The 19,623-nt window shown below is 49.2% G+C and carries 18 protein-coding genes; 15 read left to right on the forward strand and 3 right to left on the reverse strand.

Annotated features, from left to right (window positions below; genetic code table 11):
• Positions 1-15: 15 nt before the first annotated feature.
• From BM124_RS01080 to gucD, 4 genes are read left to right on the forward strand one after another with little or no spacing between them, the layout of a single operon-like run.
• Complete coding sequence (locus BM124_RS01080; protein ID WP_093334796.1) at positions 16-705, forward strand: GntR family transcriptional regulator; 690 nt, start codon at positions 16-18, stop codon at positions 703-705.
• A 1-nt stretch (position 706) separates the two neighbouring features.
• Positions 707-1,630: a dihydrodipicolinate synthase family protein gene (locus tag BM124_RS01085; RefSeq protein ID WP_093334797.1), complete on the forward strand. Its 924-nt coding sequence runs from the start codon at positions 707-709 to the stop codon at positions 1,628-1,630.
• A 24-nt stretch (positions 1,631-1,654) separates the two neighbouring features.
• Positions 1,655-2,824: a mandelate racemase/muconate lactonizing enzyme family protein gene (locus BM124_RS01090; protein WP_093334798.1), complete on the forward strand. Its 1,170-nt coding sequence runs from the start codon at positions 1,655-1,657 to the stop codon at positions 2,822-2,824.
• A gap of 12 nt (positions 2,825-2,836) precedes the next feature.
• Entirely contained in the window at positions 2,837-4,282 is a 1,446-nt protein-coding gene (gene gucD, locus BM124_RS01095; RefSeq protein WP_093334799.1) for an alpha-ketoglutaric semialdehyde dehydrogenase GucD, read from the forward strand.
• A gap of 92 nt (positions 4,283-4,374) precedes the next feature.
• On the opposite strand, the gene BM124_RS01100 is transcribed toward gucD, so the two are convergent.
• Positions 4,375-4,554: a hypothetical protein gene (locus tag BM124_RS01100; RefSeq protein ID WP_093334800.1), complete on the reverse strand. Its 180-nt coding sequence runs from the start codon at positions 4,552-4,554 to the stop codon at positions 4,375-4,377.
• Positions 4,555-4,662: 108 nt separating this feature from the next.
• Between BM124_RS01100 and BM124_RS18480 the strand changes: the two genes are divergently transcribed.
• From BM124_RS18480 to BM124_RS01130, 7 genes are all read left to right on the forward strand, one after another.
• Positions 4,663-4,872, forward strand: coding sequence for a hypothetical protein (locus BM124_RS18480; RefSeq protein ID WP_139217044.1), 210 nt, complete (start codon positions 4,663-4,665; stop codon positions 4,870-4,872).
• A 95-nt stretch (positions 4,873-4,967) separates the two neighbouring features.
• Entirely contained in the window at positions 4,968-6,578 is a 1,611-nt protein-coding gene (gene dcuS, locus BM124_RS01105) for a DcuS/MalK family sensor histidine kinase (RefSeq protein ID WP_244504186.1), read from the forward strand.
• Positions 6,575-7,282 carry a response regulator gene (locus BM124_RS01110; protein ID WP_093334802.1) on the forward strand — a complete coding sequence of 236 codons (708 nt, stop codon included), beginning with the start codon at positions 6,575-6,577 and terminating at the stop codon, positions 7,280-7,282. The genes dcuS and BM124_RS01110 overlap by 4 nt, the downstream gene beginning before the upstream one ends.
• Before the next feature lie 136 nt (positions 7,283-7,418).
• The gene (locus BM124_RS01115) at positions 7,419-9,122 is read left to right on the forward strand and encodes an SLC13 family permease (RefSeq protein WP_093334803.1); all 1,704 of its coding nucleotides are present in this window, start codon (positions 7,419-7,421) and stop codon (positions 9,120-9,122) included.
• A 477-nt stretch (positions 9,123-9,599) separates the two neighbouring features.
• Entirely contained in the window at positions 9,600-10,166 is a 567-nt protein-coding gene (locus tag BM124_RS01120; protein WP_093334804.1) for a hypothetical protein, read from the forward strand.
• A 298-nt stretch (positions 10,167-10,464) separates the two neighbouring features.
• Entirely contained in the window at positions 10,465-11,148 is a 684-nt protein-coding gene (locus BM124_RS01125; protein ID WP_093334805.1) for a response regulator transcription factor, read from the forward strand.
• The gene (locus BM124_RS01130) at positions 11,141-12,565 is read left to right on the forward strand and encodes a HAMP domain-containing sensor histidine kinase (RefSeq protein ID WP_093334865.1); all 1,425 of its coding nucleotides are present in this window, start codon (positions 11,141-11,143) and stop codon (positions 12,563-12,565) included. Before BM124_RS01125 ends, BM124_RS01130 begins: the two co-directional genes overlap by 8 nt.
• Before the next feature lie 12 nt (positions 12,566-12,577).
• Here the strand turns inward: BM124_RS01130 and BM124_RS01135 are convergent, their stop codons facing one another.
• On the reverse strand, positions 12,578-13,150 hold the full coding sequence (locus BM124_RS01135) for a thioredoxin family protein (protein ID WP_170840901.1): 573 nt from the start codon (positions 13,148-13,150) through the stop codon (positions 12,578-12,580).
• Between the two features lie 384 nt (positions 13,151-13,534).
• On the opposite strand from BM124_RS01135, the gene BM124_RS01140 reads away from it, so the two are divergent.
• On the forward strand, positions 13,535-13,822 hold the full coding sequence (locus BM124_RS01140) for a YrhK family protein (protein ID WP_093334807.1): 288 nt from the start codon (positions 13,535-13,537) through the stop codon (positions 13,820-13,822).
• Between the two features lie 53 nt (positions 13,823-13,875).
• Positions 13,876-14,445 (forward strand): FAD-dependent oxidoreductase, encoded by a 570-nt coding sequence (locus BM124_RS01145; protein ID WP_093334808.1) that lies wholly within the window; start codon positions 13,876-13,878, stop codon positions 14,443-14,445.
• A 317-nt stretch (positions 14,446-14,762) separates the two neighbouring features.
• Here the strand turns inward: BM124_RS01145 and BM124_RS01155 are convergent, their stop codons facing one another.
• On the reverse strand, positions 14,763-15,590 hold the full coding sequence (locus BM124_RS01155) for an HAD family hydrolase (RefSeq protein WP_170840902.1): 828 nt from the start codon (positions 15,588-15,590) through the stop codon (positions 14,763-14,765).
• 257 nt (positions 15,591-15,847) lie between these two features.
• On the opposite strand from BM124_RS01155, the gene BM124_RS01160 reads away from it, so the two are divergent.
• Together BM124_RS01160 and BM124_RS01165 are read left to right on the forward strand one after the other, a co-directional pair.
• Complete coding sequence (locus tag BM124_RS01160; protein ID WP_093334811.1) at positions 15,848-18,454, forward strand: endonuclease; 2,607 nt, start codon at positions 15,848-15,850, stop codon at positions 18,452-18,454.
• 117 nt (positions 18,455-18,571) lie between these two features.
• Complete coding sequence (locus BM124_RS01165) at positions 18,572-19,579, forward strand: phosphate/phosphite/phosphonate ABC transporter substrate-binding protein (protein WP_093334812.1); 1,008 nt, start codon at positions 18,572-18,574, stop codon at positions 19,577-19,579.
• Positions 19,580-19,623: the final 44 nt, after the last annotated feature.

Here is a 19,623-nt window from a genome sequence, read left to right on the forward strand (position 1 = left end):
AAGAAGGTGAAAGCAATGGACGCAGAACTCGAACAGCTTTTAACATCGCGTACGACAAATACTCAGTCCCTGCGGCAGCTGGCGGTTGACACGATCCGGGAAGCCATTGTGATGGGATACTATAAACCAGGTGAAGCGCTCCGAGAGAGACAGTTGTCTGAAAAAATGAACATCAGCACAACACCGCTGAAAGAAGCTTTCCGGACGCTGGAGTACGAAGGACTGGTTGTTACCGTCCCGAGAAAAGGTACTTTCGTATCGAATATGGCCGATACGAAAGTGGAGGAAGTGTTGATGCTCCGGGCCTCTGTTGAAGGATTGTGTGCCAGGCTGGCCGCGGAAAAAATGACAGAGAATGAACAGGAACACATGAAACAGCAGCTGCATCGAATGGACGACATGAAAAAAGAACATCGGGTGAAGGAACTTGTTGAGGAAAATACGTTGTTTCATCAGATGGTCGTTACCTATGCCCGCAGTCCGATGCTGGAACAGACATGGAACACGGTTGCCGCTTTCGACCGGGCTTTTCGAAAGCTTGCGCTGCAGCAGGACAAAGAACAGGACGAAGGGCTGCTGGAGCACTGGCGTATTTTTCAGGCGATGGAAAACAGAGACGGGGAAACGGCAGAGCAGGAAATGAGAAATCATATCCTGCGTACGATGGATCAGGTGATGAAACAAGAGCAGAGGAAAGGAGAATAAAATGGAGGTAAATAGAGCAGCGGAAAAATTGAAAACGATTTCGGCGATTAATATCACGCCGTTCCGCGGTGACCTCACTATCGACTGGGAGGTGCTGCGGCGGAATGTAGATTTTCTTCTGGACAATGAACTCGATGTCATTGTTCCATCCGGCAACACAGGTGAATTTTATTCTCTGACAGTGGAGGAGGCAAAAGAGGAAAACCGGAAAGTCAGCGAATGGGCCGGGAGCCGCGCAATGGTTGTCGCGGGAATCGGATATGCTGTGGAAACGGCGGTGGAGATGGGCCTGGATGCAAAACGGGCTGGAGCGGATGCGGTGCTGATTCATATGCCGATCCATCCGTACATGAATGAGGAAGGAACCGCAGCATACTTCCGCCGGATCATCGAAGAAGTCGACATGCCGGCTGTGATTTACTTTAAAAATCCGGAAATCAGCGATGATGTGCTGAAAAAATTGACGCCGCTTCCACAGTTAATGGGGGTGAAATATGCCATCAATGATCTGCCCCGTTTCACCAAAATCGTCCGGCAGACTCCGGATCGGCACGGCGTCACCTGGGTATGCGGCACTGCCGAAAAATGGGCGCCTTATTTCTGGGCGGCCGGCGCGGAAGGATTCACGTCCGGATTGGTTAATCTGCATCCGGAGATTTCGCATGCGCTGCTTGAAAAACTCCGGGACGGAGACTGGCAGGGTGTTTGGGACTTGTGGGAAAAGATGGTTCCGTTTGAAGATCTGCGCGCAAGGCACCATGCCGGAAATAATGTGGTTGTCATTAAAGAAGCCCTCCAGATGCTGGGTTTTCCGGCTGGGCCGACGAGAGAACCGGTTTCCGCGCTCAGTCGTGATGAGAATCAGGAAGTGGCAGATCTGTTGAGCAGATGGAAGCTGGGCCGGGAAACATTTCTGAACGTCTAATACTCGATGAAAGGTTGTGAAACCATGAAACTAACCGATATTACCCTGACAGTAGTGGGAGTACCACGTCACACTGGTTTTGTGAATAAACATATCATCGTCCGGCTTCATACAGATGAAGGCGTAGCGGGAATCGGGGAAATGTCGGATTTTTCCCATCTTCCGCGCTATGCTCCTGATGTGAAAGACCTCAAACGGGTGCTGGAGCAGGTTCTTGTCGGTAAAAATCCATTTGATATCACCCTGATTAATAAAGAACTGCTCGATAATTTCCCCGAGGCGATGTATTACTACGAAAAAGGGAGTTTCATCCGTAACGGCGTGGATAACGCCCTTTATGATCTGTGTGGAAAATATCTCGGGGTTTCGGCAGCGGATCTTCTCGGCGGCACGTATCATGATAAAATCAAAGTCTGTTACCCGATCTTCCGCCACCGCTTCATGGAAGAAGTGGAGAGGAACGTGGAAGTAGTGAGGCAGCGGTTTGCCGAAGGGTTTGATGTGTTCCGTCTGTATGCCGGAAAAAATATAGAGGCCGATGAAGCCTTTCTGTCAGCGATTCACGAGGAATTTGGTTCCCGGGTTACGATAAAGTCGCTCGACTTCAGCCATCTGCTTGACTGGAAAGAAGCGGCCCGGGTTGTCAAAAGACTCTCAAACTATCCCATCGAACTGATAGAAAGCCCGGCTTATCAAAACGACTTCGACGGTCTCCGTCATTTCCGCCACAAAATCGATCATCCGGTGAGCGAGCACGTCTGGAGCTTTCGTCAGCAGTTTGAAATGATCAAGCAGGAGGCCGTTGATATTTTTAATATATCCCCGGTATTCATCGGCGGTCTGACGAGTGCGAAAAAAGCAGTGGCAGCGGCCGATACGGCAAAAAAGAGCTGTCTGCTCGGCACGACACAGGAGCTCTCCATCGGAACCGCCGCTATGGCTCATCTTGGAAGCACCATGACAAATCTTGATTATACATCGGACCCGACCGGCCCCGAGTTGTATGTAGACGATGTCGTAAAAGACAAAATCCGTTATGAAAATGGATATCTGCAGGCGCCGTCAAGACAAACGGCGGGACTTGGTATCGAACTCGATGAAACGAAAATAAAGCACTACGCCGTCCCGGATTTAAGCTGGAATGATGTCACAGTCCATCAGCTTCAGGACCGCACAGCCGGTACCAAATCATAAGGAGGATATTCCATGACGATTACGGTAGAGCAGACGTACAATAATCACATTAACGGTGTCTGGAAAACGGATTCTGAAGAGAAAAAGCCCAGCATTAACCCGGCTCATCCGCGGGAAGTAGTCGGGTACTATACAATGTCCGAAAGCGCGACGCTGCATGAAGCGGTGGAAGCAGCCGCAGCCGCCAAAAGAGAGTGGAGAAAAATGGCGGAGCCTGCCCGCGGTGACATTCTTTATAAAGCAGCGGCTGTTCTCGAAGCGCGTGTCGAAGAGATTGCGGAAACGATGACAAAAGAGATGGGGAAAACACTTCCGGAAGCAAAAGGTGAAACGATGCGCGGCGTTCAGATTCTGCGGTATTATGCCGGGGAAGGCATGCGGCAGAACGGGGACGTGATACCGTCCACGGATAAAGATGCGTTGATGTTCACCAACCGCACTCCTCTGGGTGTTGTCGGTGTGATTACGCCGTGGAACTTTCCGGTCGCCATCCCTGTCTGGAAAATCGCGCCGGCGCTCGTTTACGGCAATACGGTTGTCTTTAAACCGGCACAGGAAGCCGCTGTAACGGCAGCCAAAGTGGTCGAATGCCTGGCGGAAGCCGGACTGCCCGAAGGTGTGCTGAATTTTGTCACAGGAAGTGGTTCTGTCATAGGGCGCGGACTGGCGGAACATCCTGACGTGAACGGCATCACCTTCACCGGTTCCGAGCAGGTCGGACGCGGTATCGGTCAGGCCGCTCTGGCAAGAGGAGCCAAATATCAGCTGGAGATGGGCGGAAAAAATCCCGTCATTGTAACCGAAGACGCTGACCTGGATGCAGCGGTCGACGCTGTGATCAGCGGCGGGTTGAAGTCAACCGGACAGAAATGTACCGCCACGAGCCGGGTGATTGTTCAAAGCGGGGTGTATGAAGGATTTAAAGAAAAGCTGCTTACAAAAGTGAAAGACATAAAAGTTGGAGACGGCATGAACAAGGACAGCTGGATGGGTCCATGCGCCAGCGAAAAACAGTTCCGCAGCGTAACGTCTTACATCGAGACAGGGAAACAGGAAGGAGCAGCGCTGCTCTGCGGTGGTGAAACGATGCCGGAAGAAGGGTATTATGTGACACCTGCCGTTTTTGACAACGTTGATCCCGATATGACGATTGCGCGGGAGGAAATCTTCGGCCCTGTACTAGCTCTGATGAAGGTGGAAACGCTCGAAGAAGCCATCGAGACAGCCAACGATACGGAATACGGCTTGAGTGCTTCCATTTTCACAAACAATATTCAGGAGTCTCTTTCCTTTATGGATGACATCGAAGCCGGGCTGGTTCGTATCAACGCAGAAAGCGCCGGGGTGGAACTGCAGGCCCCGTTCGGAGGAATGAAAAACTCCAGTTCCCACTCCAGAGAACAGGGAGAGGCAGCCAAAGAATTCTTCACGTCAATCAAGACAGTGCTTGTAAAATAAGATATGATACAATGAAACCCACCCCCCGTCCGGACGGGGGTGGGTTTCATTTATCTCAAGAATAATGGAAAATAAGTACGGTCTCTGTTTGGTTAACGCTGCGGCTGCCGGCAGATTTCCTCGTAGGCTTCTACAACTTTCTGCAGTGCATTCTTTTTCGTGCATGTCGTGACGTCCTTTTGTTCGATAATGGTCTGAGACAAAGATAAGAAACTGGTATGCGGATTGGATGAGTGCATTAACAGCTCCACATACGGTTTATTTTCGTTCACTGTCTTCCCCCTTTATCCCGGTGCATACGCTGGTAAAACCTCCATGAAAGAGAGTTTCCTTCTATGCAGCTGTTCTGTCTGTGACGTGCTGCAGCGTGTTTCAAGTTCATGCTATCATGTAATACGATTGTAATAAATGCTGAAAAAGTTGTAATTGTTTTACGCTGTCCGGCAGGATATGCCTATGTAACTCGTTATTTAGATGGACTCGTCATCGCATCAGGGTTCATCCCGGAGCAGACGCCGGACAAATTAGATAAAACATGGTATAAAGCAGGTTCTTCCGGCCGTGGTATTATCCAGGCCCAAACAGAATAACTGAAAATACTAAAGGGCATTCAGCCGCCGTAACACCCCTTCTGCTGCGTGGCAGCAGTTTTTGCTGCGGTTCTGCCTAAAAGGAAAGAATGACCATGATACATAATAGGAAACGATGGAACACACTGCAGCTGCAGACCTGGATCACCCTTCTTGTCTCGCTCGTCCTCGTAACGGCTTTTTGTATAACCGGTTTATTGATTGGACGGGAAACAGCCGCTCAGGCCAGGCAGGTGCAGGTGGAAGAAACAATGGACATCGCTCACGCCGTAGCACATACCGACGTCGTGCAGCAGGGCCTGCAAAACGGAAACAAGAACGGCAGCATACAGCGATATACAGAAAGCGTACAACAGGATACAGGAGTGGCTTATATCGTCGTCATGAACATGGACCATATCCGGCGCTCCCACCCTGTGGAATCCCGGATTGGACAGTATTTTGTAGGTAATGATGAAGACAGGGCCTTTCAGGGGGAAACCTATACATCCACAGCGGAGGGAACCCTTGGCGAATCGCTGCGTTCTTTTGTCCCGATTCGAAACAGGGAAGGCGGGCAGATAGGAGTCGTCTCCGTCGGCATCCTGACCGATAATGTACAGGAAGTCATCATGGACCGGCAGAAGATGGTCTATATCGGTTCCGGGGCCGGACTTCTCGTTGGTCTGTTGGGCGCATACCTGCTGGCACGCCGGATTAAAAAGACAATGCATGGCATGGAGCCGCGGGAGATTGCCCATCTTTTAAAAGAAAGGGAAGCGATGCTTTCCTCTGTTCGCGAGGGCATTGCGGCCGTTAATACAGATGGGGAGATTGTCATCGTAAACGAGGCTGCAAGAGATCTGTTTACACGCGCAGGCTTAACAGAAGACCCTGTTTCGAGACCGGCTGCTTCTTTTCTGCCGGAACTGGGACTGCAGCAAGTACTCGAACATCAGCAGGCGGAGTATGACCGGGAAATGGTGCTTGGCGGGTATGCTTTCATTGTAAACCGGATGCCGGTCCTGGCCGAGAACCAGATCGCGGGAGCGGTAGCTACGTTCCGTGAGAAAACGGAATTAACATCGCTTGCTGAACAGTTGACCGGAGCAAGGTACTACGCGGAAACACTCCGAGCCCAGACTCATGAATTCATGAACAAACTCCATGTGATTTCTGCCATGATTTATACGGAATCCTACAGTGAATTACAGGATTATATCCATCATATCTCCAATTCCTATCAGCAGGAAGTCGGAGATGTTTCCAGGCTGGTGAAAGATCCCGTATTGGCAGGATTTCTATTGAACAAAACAAATGCCGCCCGGGAGGAAGGTATGGAAGTGGAGCTCTACGGGGATGAACCGCTTCCTGTTCTTCGGCACACCGAACGAATGGACGCGCTGATCACGATAATCGGTAATCTGTTTGATAATGCAGTGGAAGCGGTGCAGGGCCAAAACAACAGATGGATACGGATCACCATTAATCATATAGATGGTATTTTTTATTTCACGATCCGTGATAATGGAAAAGGTATGACGCCTGCTGAAAAAGAAAGTCTGCTGCGGCCGGGCTTTTCCACGAAAGGGATGGAAAGAGGACATGGAACCGTGCTGATTCAGAAAAGTCTGCAGACGTTAAACGGTGAAATGGAGTGGTTTTCACAAAAAGAGGAGGGAACGGTGGTGGAAGTGACCATTCCCTACGAAGGGGGAGAGATATGATTCGGATGTTAATTGTGGAAGATGATCCGATGGTGGCAAAATTCAACCGCATGTACGCGGAAAAGGTGGAAAACTTTGAAGTGGCCGGTGTCGTGGAGAATGTCGACCAGGCCTGGACATTTTTGAATGAAAACACCGTGGATCTGATTCTGCTCGATGTATACATGAACCAAACGAACGGTCTGGATATGCTGAGAGACATCAGAAAAAACGAAACGCCGGTCGATGTGATTATTATTACGGCAGCGGATGATAATGCATCCGTCCAGACCGCCCTGCGCTACGGCGCGGTCGATTATCTAATTAAACCTTTTGAATTTGAACGGTTTCAGGAGTCGTTGAAGCAATACCGGCGCCAGCGGGAAATGATGGGGCAGGAAAGCCGCGTCTCCCAGAAAGATCTCGATCCTTTCCTTCTCCACGAGGCAGACAATTCCGCGGAGGGGATCGATCTTCCAAAAGGGCTGACGGGATTGACGTTATCGCACATTACAGAGGCGGTACTCGCTGCGCCGGCCGCTTTTTCCGCGGCCGACATTGCTGAAACTGCCGGCATATCCCGCGTTTCTGTGCGGAAGTACCTTCATTATTTAACGGAAAAGGGCTTGATAGAAGCTGATGTGAAATACCAGCCCGCAGGACGCCCGCAGTTTCGATACCGGGTTCCTCCAAATAAAAAAGAAAGGTTGAAAAACCTCCATTGACGAAACGTTTCAGCGGCTGTCTTTGCTTTTTTTATTTACGTAAAGGTTTCATTAATTAATAAAAGTAGACGAAAGGCAGAAGGGAGCGGTATATTAACGGAAAGAAAGCGTTTACAAACAGGAGGGAACAACATTGATGAGAGAAAATACAGTATCCATCTGGAAAGGACTCTGGAAGTCCCACACGAAAACCAAAAAACTGCTGACCTTCTCCCATGTCCGGGAAGCAGCCGATGCATCGGAACAGAAAAATCAGGACGGTGCAGCTACAGCCGAAGGGAATGGCAGCGATGGAGGAAATAACGGCGGAAACGGCGGAGGTTCGGGAGATAACAATAAAAGAGGGGCCTATACGAGAGCACAGCTCACCGGGTTGATTTTAGGACCTCTGTTATTTGTACTGACGATGCTTTTTTTCCAACCGCCGGATTTAAGCCCGGACGCTCAAATCGTTCTCGCTTCGACGCTCTGGATTGCAACGTGGTGGATTACCGAAGCCGTTCCTATCCCGGCGACGTCGCTGCTCCCGATTATCCTGCTTCCTCTCTTCGGAGCGGTAGATGTGGATACCGTTGTATCGTCGTACGGGGATGACATTATCTTTTTATTCTTCGGCGGCTTTTTTATTGCCACTGCGATGGAAAAATGGAACCTGCATAAACGTATAGCCCTTAATATTATTCAATTAATTGGAACAAGTACGAACCGGATTATTTTAGGCTTCATGTCAGCCACTGCTTTTTTATCCATGTGGGTGTCCAATACAGCCTCGACGATGATGATGATACCGATTGGCATGGCGATTGTGTATCAGGTGACAGACGCTCTGAAAAATGACCAGAAAGAAAATGATCTGAAAAAGTTTGAGAAAGCGATTATCTTCGGAATTGGCTATGCGGGTACGATCGGAGGACTTGGCACATTGATCGGCACGCCGCCGAACAGTCTGCTCGCCGGTACAGTGAATGAACTGTACGGGGTGGAGATATCTTTTGCGGGCTGGATGGCTTACGCTGTACCGGTTGTGATCATCCTGCTGTTCAGTGCCTGGTTGTATTTGACGAAAATCGTGTATCCTATTAATCTAAAGCAGCTCCCTGGCGGAAAAGAGCTGATCAGACAGGAAAAGTCAGCGCTCGGCCGTGTAGGTTTTGAAGAGAAAGCCGTACTGGGTGTGTTTTTGTTTGCCGCTTTTATGTGGATAACAAGGTCGTTTTTATGGCAGGATATCATACAACTCCCGGGTATAAGCGACGGTATGATTGCGGTAACCGCGGCGCTTCTGCTGTTTGCGATTCCGTCGCCGCATCCGCAGGAAACAAAAATTCTGGAATGGAAAGACTCCAAAGAAATTCCGTGGGGCATTCTGCTGTTGTTCGGCGGGGGTCTTGCTATTGCCTCCGGGTTTGAAACCACAGGCTTGTCCAACTGGATGGCTGAACAGCTGACGGTACTTCAGGGAGCAAATTTTGTTCTGATTGTTCTTATTTCGACAGCGCTTGTTCTGTTTCTCACCGAAATTACGTCCAATACGGCGACGGGTACGATGATTCTGCCGGTTGTGGCATCTCTTGCGATAGCACTTAATATCCATCCATACGCGTTGATGGTACCGTGTGCGATGGCGGCCAACTGCGCGTTTATGCTCCCGGTCGGAACCCCGCCGAACGCCATTATATTCGGAACCGGGAAACTGAAAATCATTCAGATGGTGCAAAACGGATTCTGGCTGAACGTGCTCTCCATCATTCTGATTGTGCTGGCTGTCAATCTGTATCTGCCCGCGGTATGGAGCATCGACCTGCAAAGCATACCCTCCCGGTTCCAACAGGGCGGATAAAGTAAAAACTTTATAAAAGGATTTTTAGGTTCGGGAATATGATTGATGAAAACTAAGTTTTTAGACTACGCTTCCCTTATTACAAAGCGTATAACCAAGAGGCAGAAGTGGAGGGCGGCATTTTTGGGGTTTATCGGCTAAAACCGGTCACGTCGTGTGACCAACGCCGATACTAGAACATCCTGTTCGTCGGAGCATGAGTCGAAGACCCCGCAGAACGAGCGGTTGAAGCTCGTTCGAGGAGGATCGGGCCATGCCCGCGGAAAGTGTCCGCCTGCAGCGCCTGCCTCTTTTTATATAACGCTTTTTCTTTTTAAAAAATTATATTTGGTATATCTCTTATAAAAAATCATATACGTCTGAAAAATTTTTAAAAGAAATGCAGGGCTGACATTCAGCTGACATCTTATTCTCTTAAAGTAAGAAATGTGATCGGCAGAGAGCGGATCACAAGTTGACAACCAGGAGGGAAGCGAGGTGCTGTGGAACAAAAAAGGCAACTATTTACTGGCATCTGTTCTATCAATCGGAATGTTAGGTGCGGTGCCGGGAATGGCAGCAGCGGAACAAGACACCGCCGCCGATTTAGGAACCAGCGATCAAGCTTCACACGAAGAAGCCGGCCTGGCGAAAGAACAAAACAACAGCCCGGCCGCCTATCCAATCAAACGCTCTATGAAAACACAGGATCTTGAACATTACGCACAGGAACTGGGTATTGATACCGGAGACAAAAACATTTACGAGCTGGCTGACGAAGTAAAAGAAGTAGCCGTGAAACAGCGGGCCAAAGAGTTAGGGATTGCGACCCTCGGAAAAAATCTTGATACGTTGACCGCTGAAGTCCGGGAAGCCGTTTTAACAGAACGAGCCGTTGAATTGGGCATCAATATCCGGGATAAGAAAATGTCAGATCTTGTCCAGGAAGTAAGAAACCAGGAACAGCAGATAGATGCCGAACCATCAACGCTTAAGGAAAATCTCCCCCCCTTGGTTGATGAAGAACCGGTATCATCAGACAGAACACACGGAACAAGGCTTTAGGTTGAAGCCGCAGGAATATGCAGTACGGGAAACTGCTTCCCCCTATCAACAGCAGCCCATGATGTTTACCCCTTGCATACATGGTGCTTAAACGTTTAAACCGAGAAGCGGAGTGTCCCCCAGCATTCCGCTTGCAGCCGGCAGGCAGCAGCCGGAACAGCGATAAAGCAGCTGACTTTTTTCATTGACTCCCCCTTTTTAAATACGGAATCCCTGATGGTGACATCAGGGATTTCTTTACTATACATAGCTTTCTGCTGCGTTTTTCTTATATAATGGAGCCAAGGAGTGACGTGTTATGCAGAAAATACTCATCATTGAAGATGAGCCGGCGATAAGCAAAGTACTGAAGGCTTATTTTCAAAAAGAAGGATACGAAGTCATCGCGATTCTGCATGGAGATGAAGCCATGCCCGCATTCCGGGAGAATAAGCCGGACCTTGCGATTGTGGATGTCATGCTCCCCGGGCAGGATGGATGGACTATTCTGGAAAGTATCCGGGAAGAGTCAGCTGTCCCTGTTATTATGCTGACCGCACTCGGAGATGTTGATTACAGGCTGAAAGGGCTCGAAGGCGGCGCGGATGATTACATCAGCAAGCCGTTTGATTCCAGCGAAGTCGTTGCCAGAGCAAAAGCCGTACTGCGCCGGTCAGGGTCTGTGCTGCAGGAAGATGAAGTGAATCATTACGGCAGCCTGACGATCAATCAAAAAGCCCATACCGTGAAACTAAATGGCGTCGATGTGCCGTTAACCCCGAGGGACTTGTCCCTGCTTTTGTTTCTGGCGCGGCATCCGAATCAGACATTTGACCGTGAGCAGTTAATTGAACGGGTGTGGGGCATGGATTATGAAGGAAGCGACCGCGCCGTCGATCTTTCTATTAAACGTATCCGCAAATCTCTGCAGAACTGGCCCGAATCGGAAGGGGAAATAAAAACACTCCGGGGATTGGGGTATCAATTCTGTGTTTATGAATAAAAAAGGGAAAAAGATTTCCCTGCTCCGTTATTGGACGACACGATACCTGATTACACTTGTGCTCGGTCTGATTGTTGTCGGCATCTTGTCCGTCATATGGCTGAGACAAACGAATCTGGAACATAGACTGGATATGACGAGGTATCTCGGTCAGGAAATTTCAGACCGTTTTGTTGAAACCCAGTCGGGGCAGATGGTTCCTCAGGGAGGTATTTTCGATTACATTGAACAGCGGCAGGGGATTTTGGATACGGAACTGGATCCGATCATTTATATTGTAGACCGGAGCGGCAGAATCCTTTCCAATCCGCTGGAGCGGAATCCGTTTTCTTTTGAAGTCTTCCCTGTAAGTTTATTGAAGAATAAGGGAGACGTACAGCGTATCCAGCTGTCCAGCGGGGAAGAATCCTACCTCGTGAAAACACCGATTGAAGCGCAGGGAGGTACGGCCGGGTGGGTTGTCGTCATTCAGTCGGCGGGTCAGCTTACCCAGATGAATGAAGAATACCGGCTGCTCGCGATCATGCTCGTGTCGCTTGCGTTGATTGGATGGGCGGTGATTTATGTTCTTTCCAAAAGACTGTCCCGTCCGATTCAGGATGTGGCAACGGCAGCTCGGCACGTACAGGAACAGGATTACGATTTCACGCTTCCCAGTGACATTAAGGAACGCGAAGTGCATGAGCTCGTTCATTCCTTCCGTGAGATGTCGGGGCGCCTCCAGGAACTCGAAAGACTGCGGATGGAACTTCTGGCCGGTGTGACACACGAGTTGAAAACGCCGGTAACATCTATGACCGGCCTTATTCAGGCAGTCCGGGACGACGTCGTCAGCGGAGATGAAGCGAAAGAATTTCTGGATGTATCACTGAATGAGGCCAACCGGATGCAGACGATGGTGGCAGATCTGCTTGAGTTTAATTCGTTTTCGGCCCACACCGTGCCAATATCGACGGATACGTATAACCTGAACACGCTTCTTACCGAAATTATTCACCAGTGGGAAGTAGCAAACGATGAGGATTCTCTTCTTGTATCCCTGCATACGCTGGAGAAACCGGTGTTTGTAAATGTGGATTCAATGAGACTGCAGCAGATTATTGTCAACCTCATGAACAATGCCAAACAGGCGTTGAACGAAGAAGGAACGATTGATGTACGGCTTTATAATAAAGATGATGACATGGCCGGCATTGATATTGTGGATAACGGTCCTGGTATCTCCGAAGACGAACAGTACATGATTTTTGAGCGTTTCTACCGCGGGGAAAATAAGAAGTATAATACGCACGGCCTGGGGCTCGGCCTTCCGTTCAGTAAAATCATCGCAAGAAGCATGAGCGGGGATCTTGTGCTCACAGAGAGCAGAAAGGGAAGAACCGTCTTCACTCTTGAAGTGCCGAAGCACCAAGAGTAAAGACGGAGGATATCACAGCTGCAGCAGCTGGTTTGTCAGTTCATAGACGACAAGCTTTTGATAGTTGCTGCCGCTTCCGTACCGGGCCTGCACTCCTTTATACGCCGCTTTTTTCGCCACTTCGGCCTCCGGATCACCAGGAGCAAAGCTGCTTCGTTTATAGGACGCCATTGGTTCCTGGATATAGGCCGGACGTGGTCCCCAGGAGAACAGAACGTCCCCGCCGCTGTTCGTCAGAATGACTTTAGGAACCGAGCGGCCGCCCATGGTCTGAAAATGTTCCATCAGGTTATCGTGTTGTTCCATAATGAACACTTCCACCGGGATGCCGGCCTGTTTCATCACTTCCAGAGCGGGACCGAAATTACGGTGGACATCCGGACACCAGTCGCCGGCGAGAATAGCGCAGCGCAGGTCATTCCGGTGCTGCAGCGGTTCTAGTGCTGCAGCACCGTGTTCATTCCAAGTGAACAAACCATGCCACTCATCAAGCTGTCTGCGGTAATCGTCTTTCATTTTTTCCATAAACGCTTCAGGTGTAATGCCAGTGCCGAGTTTGTCCTGGATATTTTCAGATGAAATCATTCTATCCCTCCTTAGCGGGGAGTGTATCATGAAGCTGGAAAAGAATAAAAAAATCATCATTTTGACATCATGCTGACACATGGCTGTTTTATGATAATAATATAAGGATAGCAGACATAAACATTCACTATCCTGTCCCCCTTTTTGGGAAGGAGACAAAAGCAGAGCATAAAGACCCTTCTTCTGGTGAACATGATAATTCCTCCTTAAATACAGCCGGATTCGCCCGGCTGGACTGATTTTCGCCATGAAGCAAAAAAACGCCCATATGTCTCCTTCACCAGGTAAATCCCCGATGGCAGCGATCGGGGATTTATTTATGCTGGTGGTTTGAAATGAAAGCTGGATGGGGAAGAAGGTTTGTGTCAGAGGAGGGATGACAGCGTGAGTCGAAAACAATCCCAGGAAGATTATGTAGATATATCGCTTGGAAGGTATGAGTTTTTCTTTCAGAAAAAGTATACAGTACTGAATACATTGAATGATTTTCTCCTCGGTTTGGAGTTTCTGATTGGAAGTATCTTTTTCTTTTTCGAGCCTTTTAAGAATGCCGGAATCTGGTTGTTTGTTATCGGCAGTTTACAGCTGATTATACGCCCCACGATACGACTCGTGCATGATTTTCACCTGAAAAAACACGTCGAGGAAAGAAAGAAAAAAGAGGGTTCGTAACCTGACGAAACGGGAACAGCACTAAGTGGAAGAAAATGAAGGAGGTTTTCGACATGTATGACGTTATTATCATAGGCGGAGGTCCGGCCGGTGCCAGTGCTGCGATTTTTACAGCAAAGGCCGGAAAGGAGACGCTTGTATTCGATAACGACCAGAGTATGACGAAAGCAGCCTGGGTGGAAAATCACTACGGTGCGCCGGACATTGAAGGTCCCGAGCTGCTGAAGACAGGCCGGGAACAGGCCGAAAAGCACGGTGCCGCATTCTCCGGTGAGCACGTCACAGCAGTGGAAAAGACAGATAATCAAAGAGTGAAAGTGAAAACGGAAAACGGAGAATATGAAGCTGTTCATGTTATTTTGACGACCGGAGGCAATACGAAGCTGGCCGAAACTTCCGGGATTAAAACGACGGAAGGAACCGAACCAAAGATTAAGTCGATTATTGATACCGACGAACAGGGGAAAACAAGTGTGGAAGGCGTCTGGGCGGCCGGTACAGCCGCCGGAGTCAGCGTCCATACAATCATCACCTCCGGGGACGGCGCCAAAAAAGCGGTCAACGTCCTGACCGAAATGAACGGCGGACGCCACGTCGACCACGACCTGTTAAATGCCAAATAACATGGCACCCCTGCCATAATAGGATCTAAAAAAAGCGCTTCCGGTCATCAAAGATGATGGGAAGCGTTTTTTTAAGTAAATGTCATTTCCGTATGCCGTTTCAGCATTTAATACCTTTTCGTCCTGATGAAAGAATGAAAACGTCACGAAGAAATCGTTTATGATTACCTTTTCCATCTGATTCACTAAAAAAACGTAAGCATGAATGATGACACTTACGTTTTTCCACAAACGCAGCATCCTGTTCGTTGTTATGAAGCTTTCATAACGACGTTTGCTGCGGTAATGCCGCCCTTTGCGGCCGGAACCTTCTGCGGCTATCTACGGAGCAATGGGAAAAGTTCCTGCAGCGTGGCAATCCTCTCTGTTACGGACCGAATCGGGGTTTTGCCGGATGGATCGATGAGAACAGCCGGTATAGCAAGGTTTTCAGCCGGCACGATGTCGTTCAGGTAATTGTCGCCGATGGAAAGGACTTCCTCCGGTGCTGCATTATACTTCTCGAGCACCCTTTTAAAATGCGTTTTGGTACGTGCCGGTTTTGCTGCACCAGGAATGACTTCATCAAAAATCCCTTCCAGATCCAAGGTCTTCAGCAGTTTTTCCACGTCATCCGACTCCGAGTTGGTCAGCAGAATGAGATGCATCCGCCGGCCGAGCTGTTGCAGCCAAAAGCGGCGCTCCGGTATTTCAGCAAACTGAAAATCCTCCGTCTGCATATATGCCTTCGTCTTTTGATACGCATCAAACGTGGAACTCACCCCGTAATGCTTTGCCGCGGCCGCCGGCAGCCACCATCCATCTCCCACTGCAATCATCGAGTGAAAATCAAAAGCGACCGGAGACATGTATGTATCTTCCTCTCCCGTCTCTTTTCCTTCCCAGTCCCATACCGTTGTCACTCTGTATGAAGCAGGATCCACTTCAAGTATCCTATCTTTTTCTGCATCATACACCCGGCCGACGGCAGCCGGATGATTCCCTTCCAGCATGTCATAATAATCCTTCCAGAATAACGGCTGCTTGTCTGCCGATAGTTTGGCCGCGAGCTGCTCCGCGTAGTACCTGAAATGAGTAGTATCTTCGTACAACGTTCCATCCAGATCAAAAACAGCAATACGTATGGTTTCTTTTGAAAAAGTCAATGAAATACCCCCTGCCTGAAAATTGCGGGACAAATAAAATTACAATATTCTCACATTTTTAATGGGAAAAAGATAAACTTATATCACTAAAGGATGAAAAAATGACAGCAGGCAGAAAAAAGAACCGCTTTTTTCACTTTACCTTATTCCCAACGTGATATCCAGCGGCTCAATGAAATCTTAATATTCCATTTATAAAGGCTGAATGTTCCTCCTTTATACTGATTATGGAAAAACAAACAATAAGGAGGAAAAGAATGAAAAAACAATGGAAACAAACACTCGCCGGCGGTTCGCTTGCTGTCAGTATGCTGCTGATTCCGGGAACGATAGAGGCGGAAGGACCGGACGATCCGGCACCGTCGATTGACCCGGAAAATCCAAACGGGAAATCGGTGTTGTTTGACAATACGCACGGTCAGACAGCCGGGCAGGCGGACTGGGTGATAGACGGTGCATTTTCAGAATTTGCGGAAGGTATCGCGGGCAACGGCTATGAAGTGGACGAGCTCCGTCAGACAGAACCTATCAGCGTTGATGATCTGGAGCCGCATGATGTGTTCATCATCCCGGAAGCAAACATTCCGTTTAAGCAGTCAGAACAGGAAGCAATGGTGGAATACACCGAAAACGGTGGAAGTATTTTCTTCATTTCCGACCACTACAATGCGGACCGGAACCTGAACCGCTGGGATTCATCGGAAATTATGAATGGATACCGGCGCGGAGCTTATGCGAATCCAACCAAAGGGATGGAACAGGACGAAATCAATTCCGAGGCCATGCAGGGAGTGAAAAGTTCGGACTGGCTTTCCGATGAATTCGGCATCCGTTTCCGATACAATGCTCCGGGCACTGTAACGGCTGATCAAATCGCAGCGCCGGAAGAAACGTTCGGTATCACCGAGGGAGTGGAAGAAGCCGCCATGCATGCGGGCTCCACACTTGCTGTGACCGACCCGGAAACGGCCAAAGGCATTGTCTATCTTCCGGACGGCCTGACAGAGAGCGACAAGTGGGGACCGTCTGTGGATGAAGGTATTTATCATGGAGGTGGAACAGAAGAAGGGCCATTTGCAGCTATTGCGAAAAAGCAGGAAGGAAAAGCCGCATTTATCGGTGATTCCTCCCCTGTCGAAGATGCGAGCCCGAAATACCGTAACGAACAGACCGGCGATCCAAAAACAACGTATGACGGTTTTCAGGAAGCCGATGATGCCGAGCTGCTTCTGAACATGGTGGATTGGCTTGCCAAGCAGGAAGACTACCAGACGTTCAGCGAAACGGACATTACGTTGAACGAGCCTTCTCCGCTTTTGACAAAAGAAATTCCGGAACAGTCGAAACAGCCGGAGCCGGAGCCGTGGTCCCAGCCGGATCCAGGGTATGAGTGGTACGATCCATCTACTTTTGCACCCGGTTCCTACGGTGCGGAGGAAGATCCTGCAGCGGAACCGGAGTACAGCTTTGATTATCCGGATACGCTGCCGGCCGGTGAAGCATTTACCTTGCATGTGGAAATCGAAGGTCTGAATCCCGGACAGACCGTTTCCGGATATGACACAGGTATTTATCTGGACGGCGGACAGCAGGTGGCCCAGGTTCAGCGTGAAAACGGAAGCTGGCCGTCCGGCTACGGCTACAGCGACGCTTTTTCTGTTACAGCTGATGAGAACGGCACAGCGGTGAAAGAGTTGACTGTACGGCTGCAGGAAGGAACAGAAGGCGCGGCTAATCTCCGTCTCAGACAATCAGGAAACAACTTGTATACGACACCGGTCACCATTGGAGAAGGTGGTCAGGACGATGGAGGAGATAACGGAGATGAAAGCCCGCAGCTGACAAGTATTGAAGAGGCACGCGTTGCAGCTGATGGAAACGAGGTGACGGTGGAAGGAGTCATCACGTCCGAACCCGGAACCTTCGGGGGACAGGGTTTTTACCTTCAGGATGAAACCGGCGGCATTTATGTATTTCAGCACGACAGCCGGTTTGAAAAAGGGCAGGAAGTGCGTATAACAGGCGGCCTTACCACTTACCAGGGAATGAAGGAAATCGACAGTATCTCCTCTATTGAGGTGCAGGGCACACAGAATCTGCCGGACTATGAAACGGTGAACGTTCTGGAGGGCAGCCATCAGGCGGAACGAGTGACGATCGAAGGCGGCTCCGTGCAGAACATACAGGAATATGGCAGCGCCTTTGAATTTGATCTTCATGTGCAGGACGGGGTAACCAGAGTCCGTGTCGACAACAGAACGAACATCTCGTTTGATGATTTTACATCCCGCGTCCAGGAAGGAGATCAGGTGTCGGTATCCGGCATTGCATCCATCTTTGGTGAAACGTACCAGCTTCTGCCCCTGAAATCAGCGGATATCGAGGCGTATGGAAGTGCACCGGAGATTATGGATCTTTCGGTATCCACGTTTGACATCACCGAATCAGCAGCCATCCCTATTGAGGTGAAAGACGAGGAAGGCGGCCCTGTTTCGCTCAAATCGGAAATCAACGGGGAGGTTTCAAACGGATCTCCCGTCCTTTCTCCCCTGCAGTTGACGCCCGGTGAATATGAACTCACCGTAACCGCTGAAGACGAAACCGGCCGTACAGCAGAGCGGTCATTCCCTATCGAAATGGAGCTTGGCACGGACCGGATTGATGAATTGATAGAACTGGGAGAGAGGCAGGGTTATATTCATGACGGGAAAACAGCGGACCGGCTGGAGAGAAAAGCAGAGAACGTGCAGCGCGCAAAAAATAATCCTTCCCGTGATGGAAAATGGAATGCCCTGCTTCACCAAATGGAAGCCCAGGCAGGAAAAAAAGTAGATGAGTCGTTTCTTTCTTATTGGAAAAAATGATCTTCATTTACAAATACTTAACAAACTTAATCGAAACAACATTTGGAAATTATAGTGCATTTACAAACGACTGTTATCGTGAAACAGGATAGAAAGTTTCAAAAAATTGGGGGTACAATGATGAAAAAATTTACAAAATTCGGTATGACCATGCTTCTCTCTGTCGGTCTGCTGGCAGCCTGCGGGGAAGGCAGCGGAGAGAGCAGCACGTCAGGAGAAGGCGGAAGTGAAGACACAGGTTCTTCAGGCGGTGAAAACAGCGGACAGTCTGAAACGTCCGGTGAAGAACTGGACGAGCTGAATGTTCAGTTTGTGCCGTCGCAGAATGCAGATACACTCGAAGCAAAAGCCAAACCGCTTGAAGGACTGTTGAGTGATGAACTTGGTATGCCGGTCAATGTCAGTGTTTCCACCAATTATAATACCATTGTGGAAGCAATGGATTCCGAACAGGTCGATGTAGGATTCCTTCCACCTAACGCATACGTGCTGGCAGAGGAGCAGGGGGCTGCTGAAGTCATTCTGCAGTCGCAGCGCTATGGGGTGAATGATGACGGTTCAGCGACCGATGAACTGGTCAACTTCTACCGGTCGATATTCATTGTAAGAGAAGGTTCTGATATCCAATCGATTGAAGATCTCGAAGGGAAAAAGATCGCCTACCAGAACGTAACATCCTCTGCAGGATTCGTCTGGCCGGCGGCGACACTGCTTGATGCAGGTATTCACCCACTCAATGATATGCAGTCTACAACCGTGAAAGGACATGACCAGGCTGTGATTTCGCTTCTGAACGGCCAGGTCGATGCCGCGGTGACATTCCAGGATGCCCGTAATACAGTGAAAAGCGATTACCCGGAAGTATTCGATAAAACACGTGTTATCAAGTACACGAAAAAAATTCCGAACGACACTATTACCATACGTCCTGCCATCAATGAAGATTTGAAACAGGCTGTGACAGATGCGTTTATTAAAATCGGAAAAAGTGAAGAAGGACGTCAGATTATCCGTGATATCTATTCCCACGAAGGCTACGTAGAATCTCAGGACAGCAATTTTGATACTGTCCGCGAATATCAAAATAAAGTCAACACAGAAGTGACGCAGAATTCCGGGAATTAGTAAAGGCATAGACAATAAGCATAGGGTGTAGAAGGCAGGCTGCC

The sequence above is a fragment of the Salibacterium halotolerans genome, from assembly GCF_900115625.1.
Classification (GTDB): Bacteria; Bacillota; Bacilli; order Bacillales; family Marinococcaceae; genus Salibacterium; species Salibacterium halotolerans.

Bases quoted from the DNA above. Each gene is read 5' to 3' on its own strand.
- BM124_RS01080 (WP_093334796.1), top strand. From the start codon at position 16: ATGGACGCAGAACTCGAACAGCTTTTAACATCGCGTACGACAAATACT.
- BM124_RS01085 (WP_093334797.1), top strand. From the start codon at position 707: ATGGAGGTAAATAGAGCAGCGGAAAAATTGAAAACGATTTCGGCGATT.
- BM124_RS01090 (WP_093334798.1), top strand. From the start codon at position 1,655: ATGAAACTAACCGATATTACCCTGACAGTAGTGGGAGTACCACGTCAC.
- gucD (WP_093334799.1), top strand. From the start codon at position 2,837: ATGACGATTACGGTAGAGCAGACGTACAATAATCACATTAACGGTGTC.
- BM124_RS18480 (WP_139217044.1), top strand. From the start codon at position 4,663: ATGCTATCATGTAATACGATTGTAATAAATGCTGAAAAAGTTGTAATT.
- dcuS (WP_244504186.1), top strand. From the start codon at position 4,968: ATGATACATAATAGGAAACGATGGAACACACTGCAGCTGCAGACCTGG.
- BM124_RS01110 (WP_093334802.1), top strand. From the start codon at position 6,575: ATGATTCGGATGTTAATTGTGGAAGATGATCCGATGGTGGCAAAATTC.
- BM124_RS01115 (WP_093334803.1), top strand. From the start codon at position 7,419: ATGAGAGAAAATACAGTATCCATCTGGAAAGGACTCTGGAAGTCCCAC.
- BM124_RS01125 (WP_093334805.1), top strand. From the start codon at position 10,465: ATGCAGAAAATACTCATCATTGAAGATGAGCCGGCGATAAGCAAAGTA.
- BM124_RS01130 (WP_093334865.1), top strand. From the start codon at position 11,141: ATGAATAAAAAAGGGAAAAAGATTTCCCTGCTCCGTTATTGGACGACA.
- BM124_RS01135 (WP_170840901.1), bottom strand. From the start codon at position 13,150: ATGATTTCATCTGAAAATATCCAGGACAAACTCGGCACTGGCATTACA.
- BM124_RS01145 (WP_093334808.1), top strand. From the start codon at position 13,876: ATGTATGACGTTATTATCATAGGCGGAGGTCCGGCCGGTGCCAGTGCT.
- BM124_RS01160 (WP_093334811.1), top strand. From the start codon at position 15,848: ATGAAAAAACAATGGAAACAAACACTCGCCGGCGGTTCGCTTGCTGTC.
- BM124_RS01165 (WP_093334812.1), top strand. From the start codon at position 18,572: ATGATGAAAAAATTTACAAAATTCGGTATGACCATGCTTCTCTCTGTC.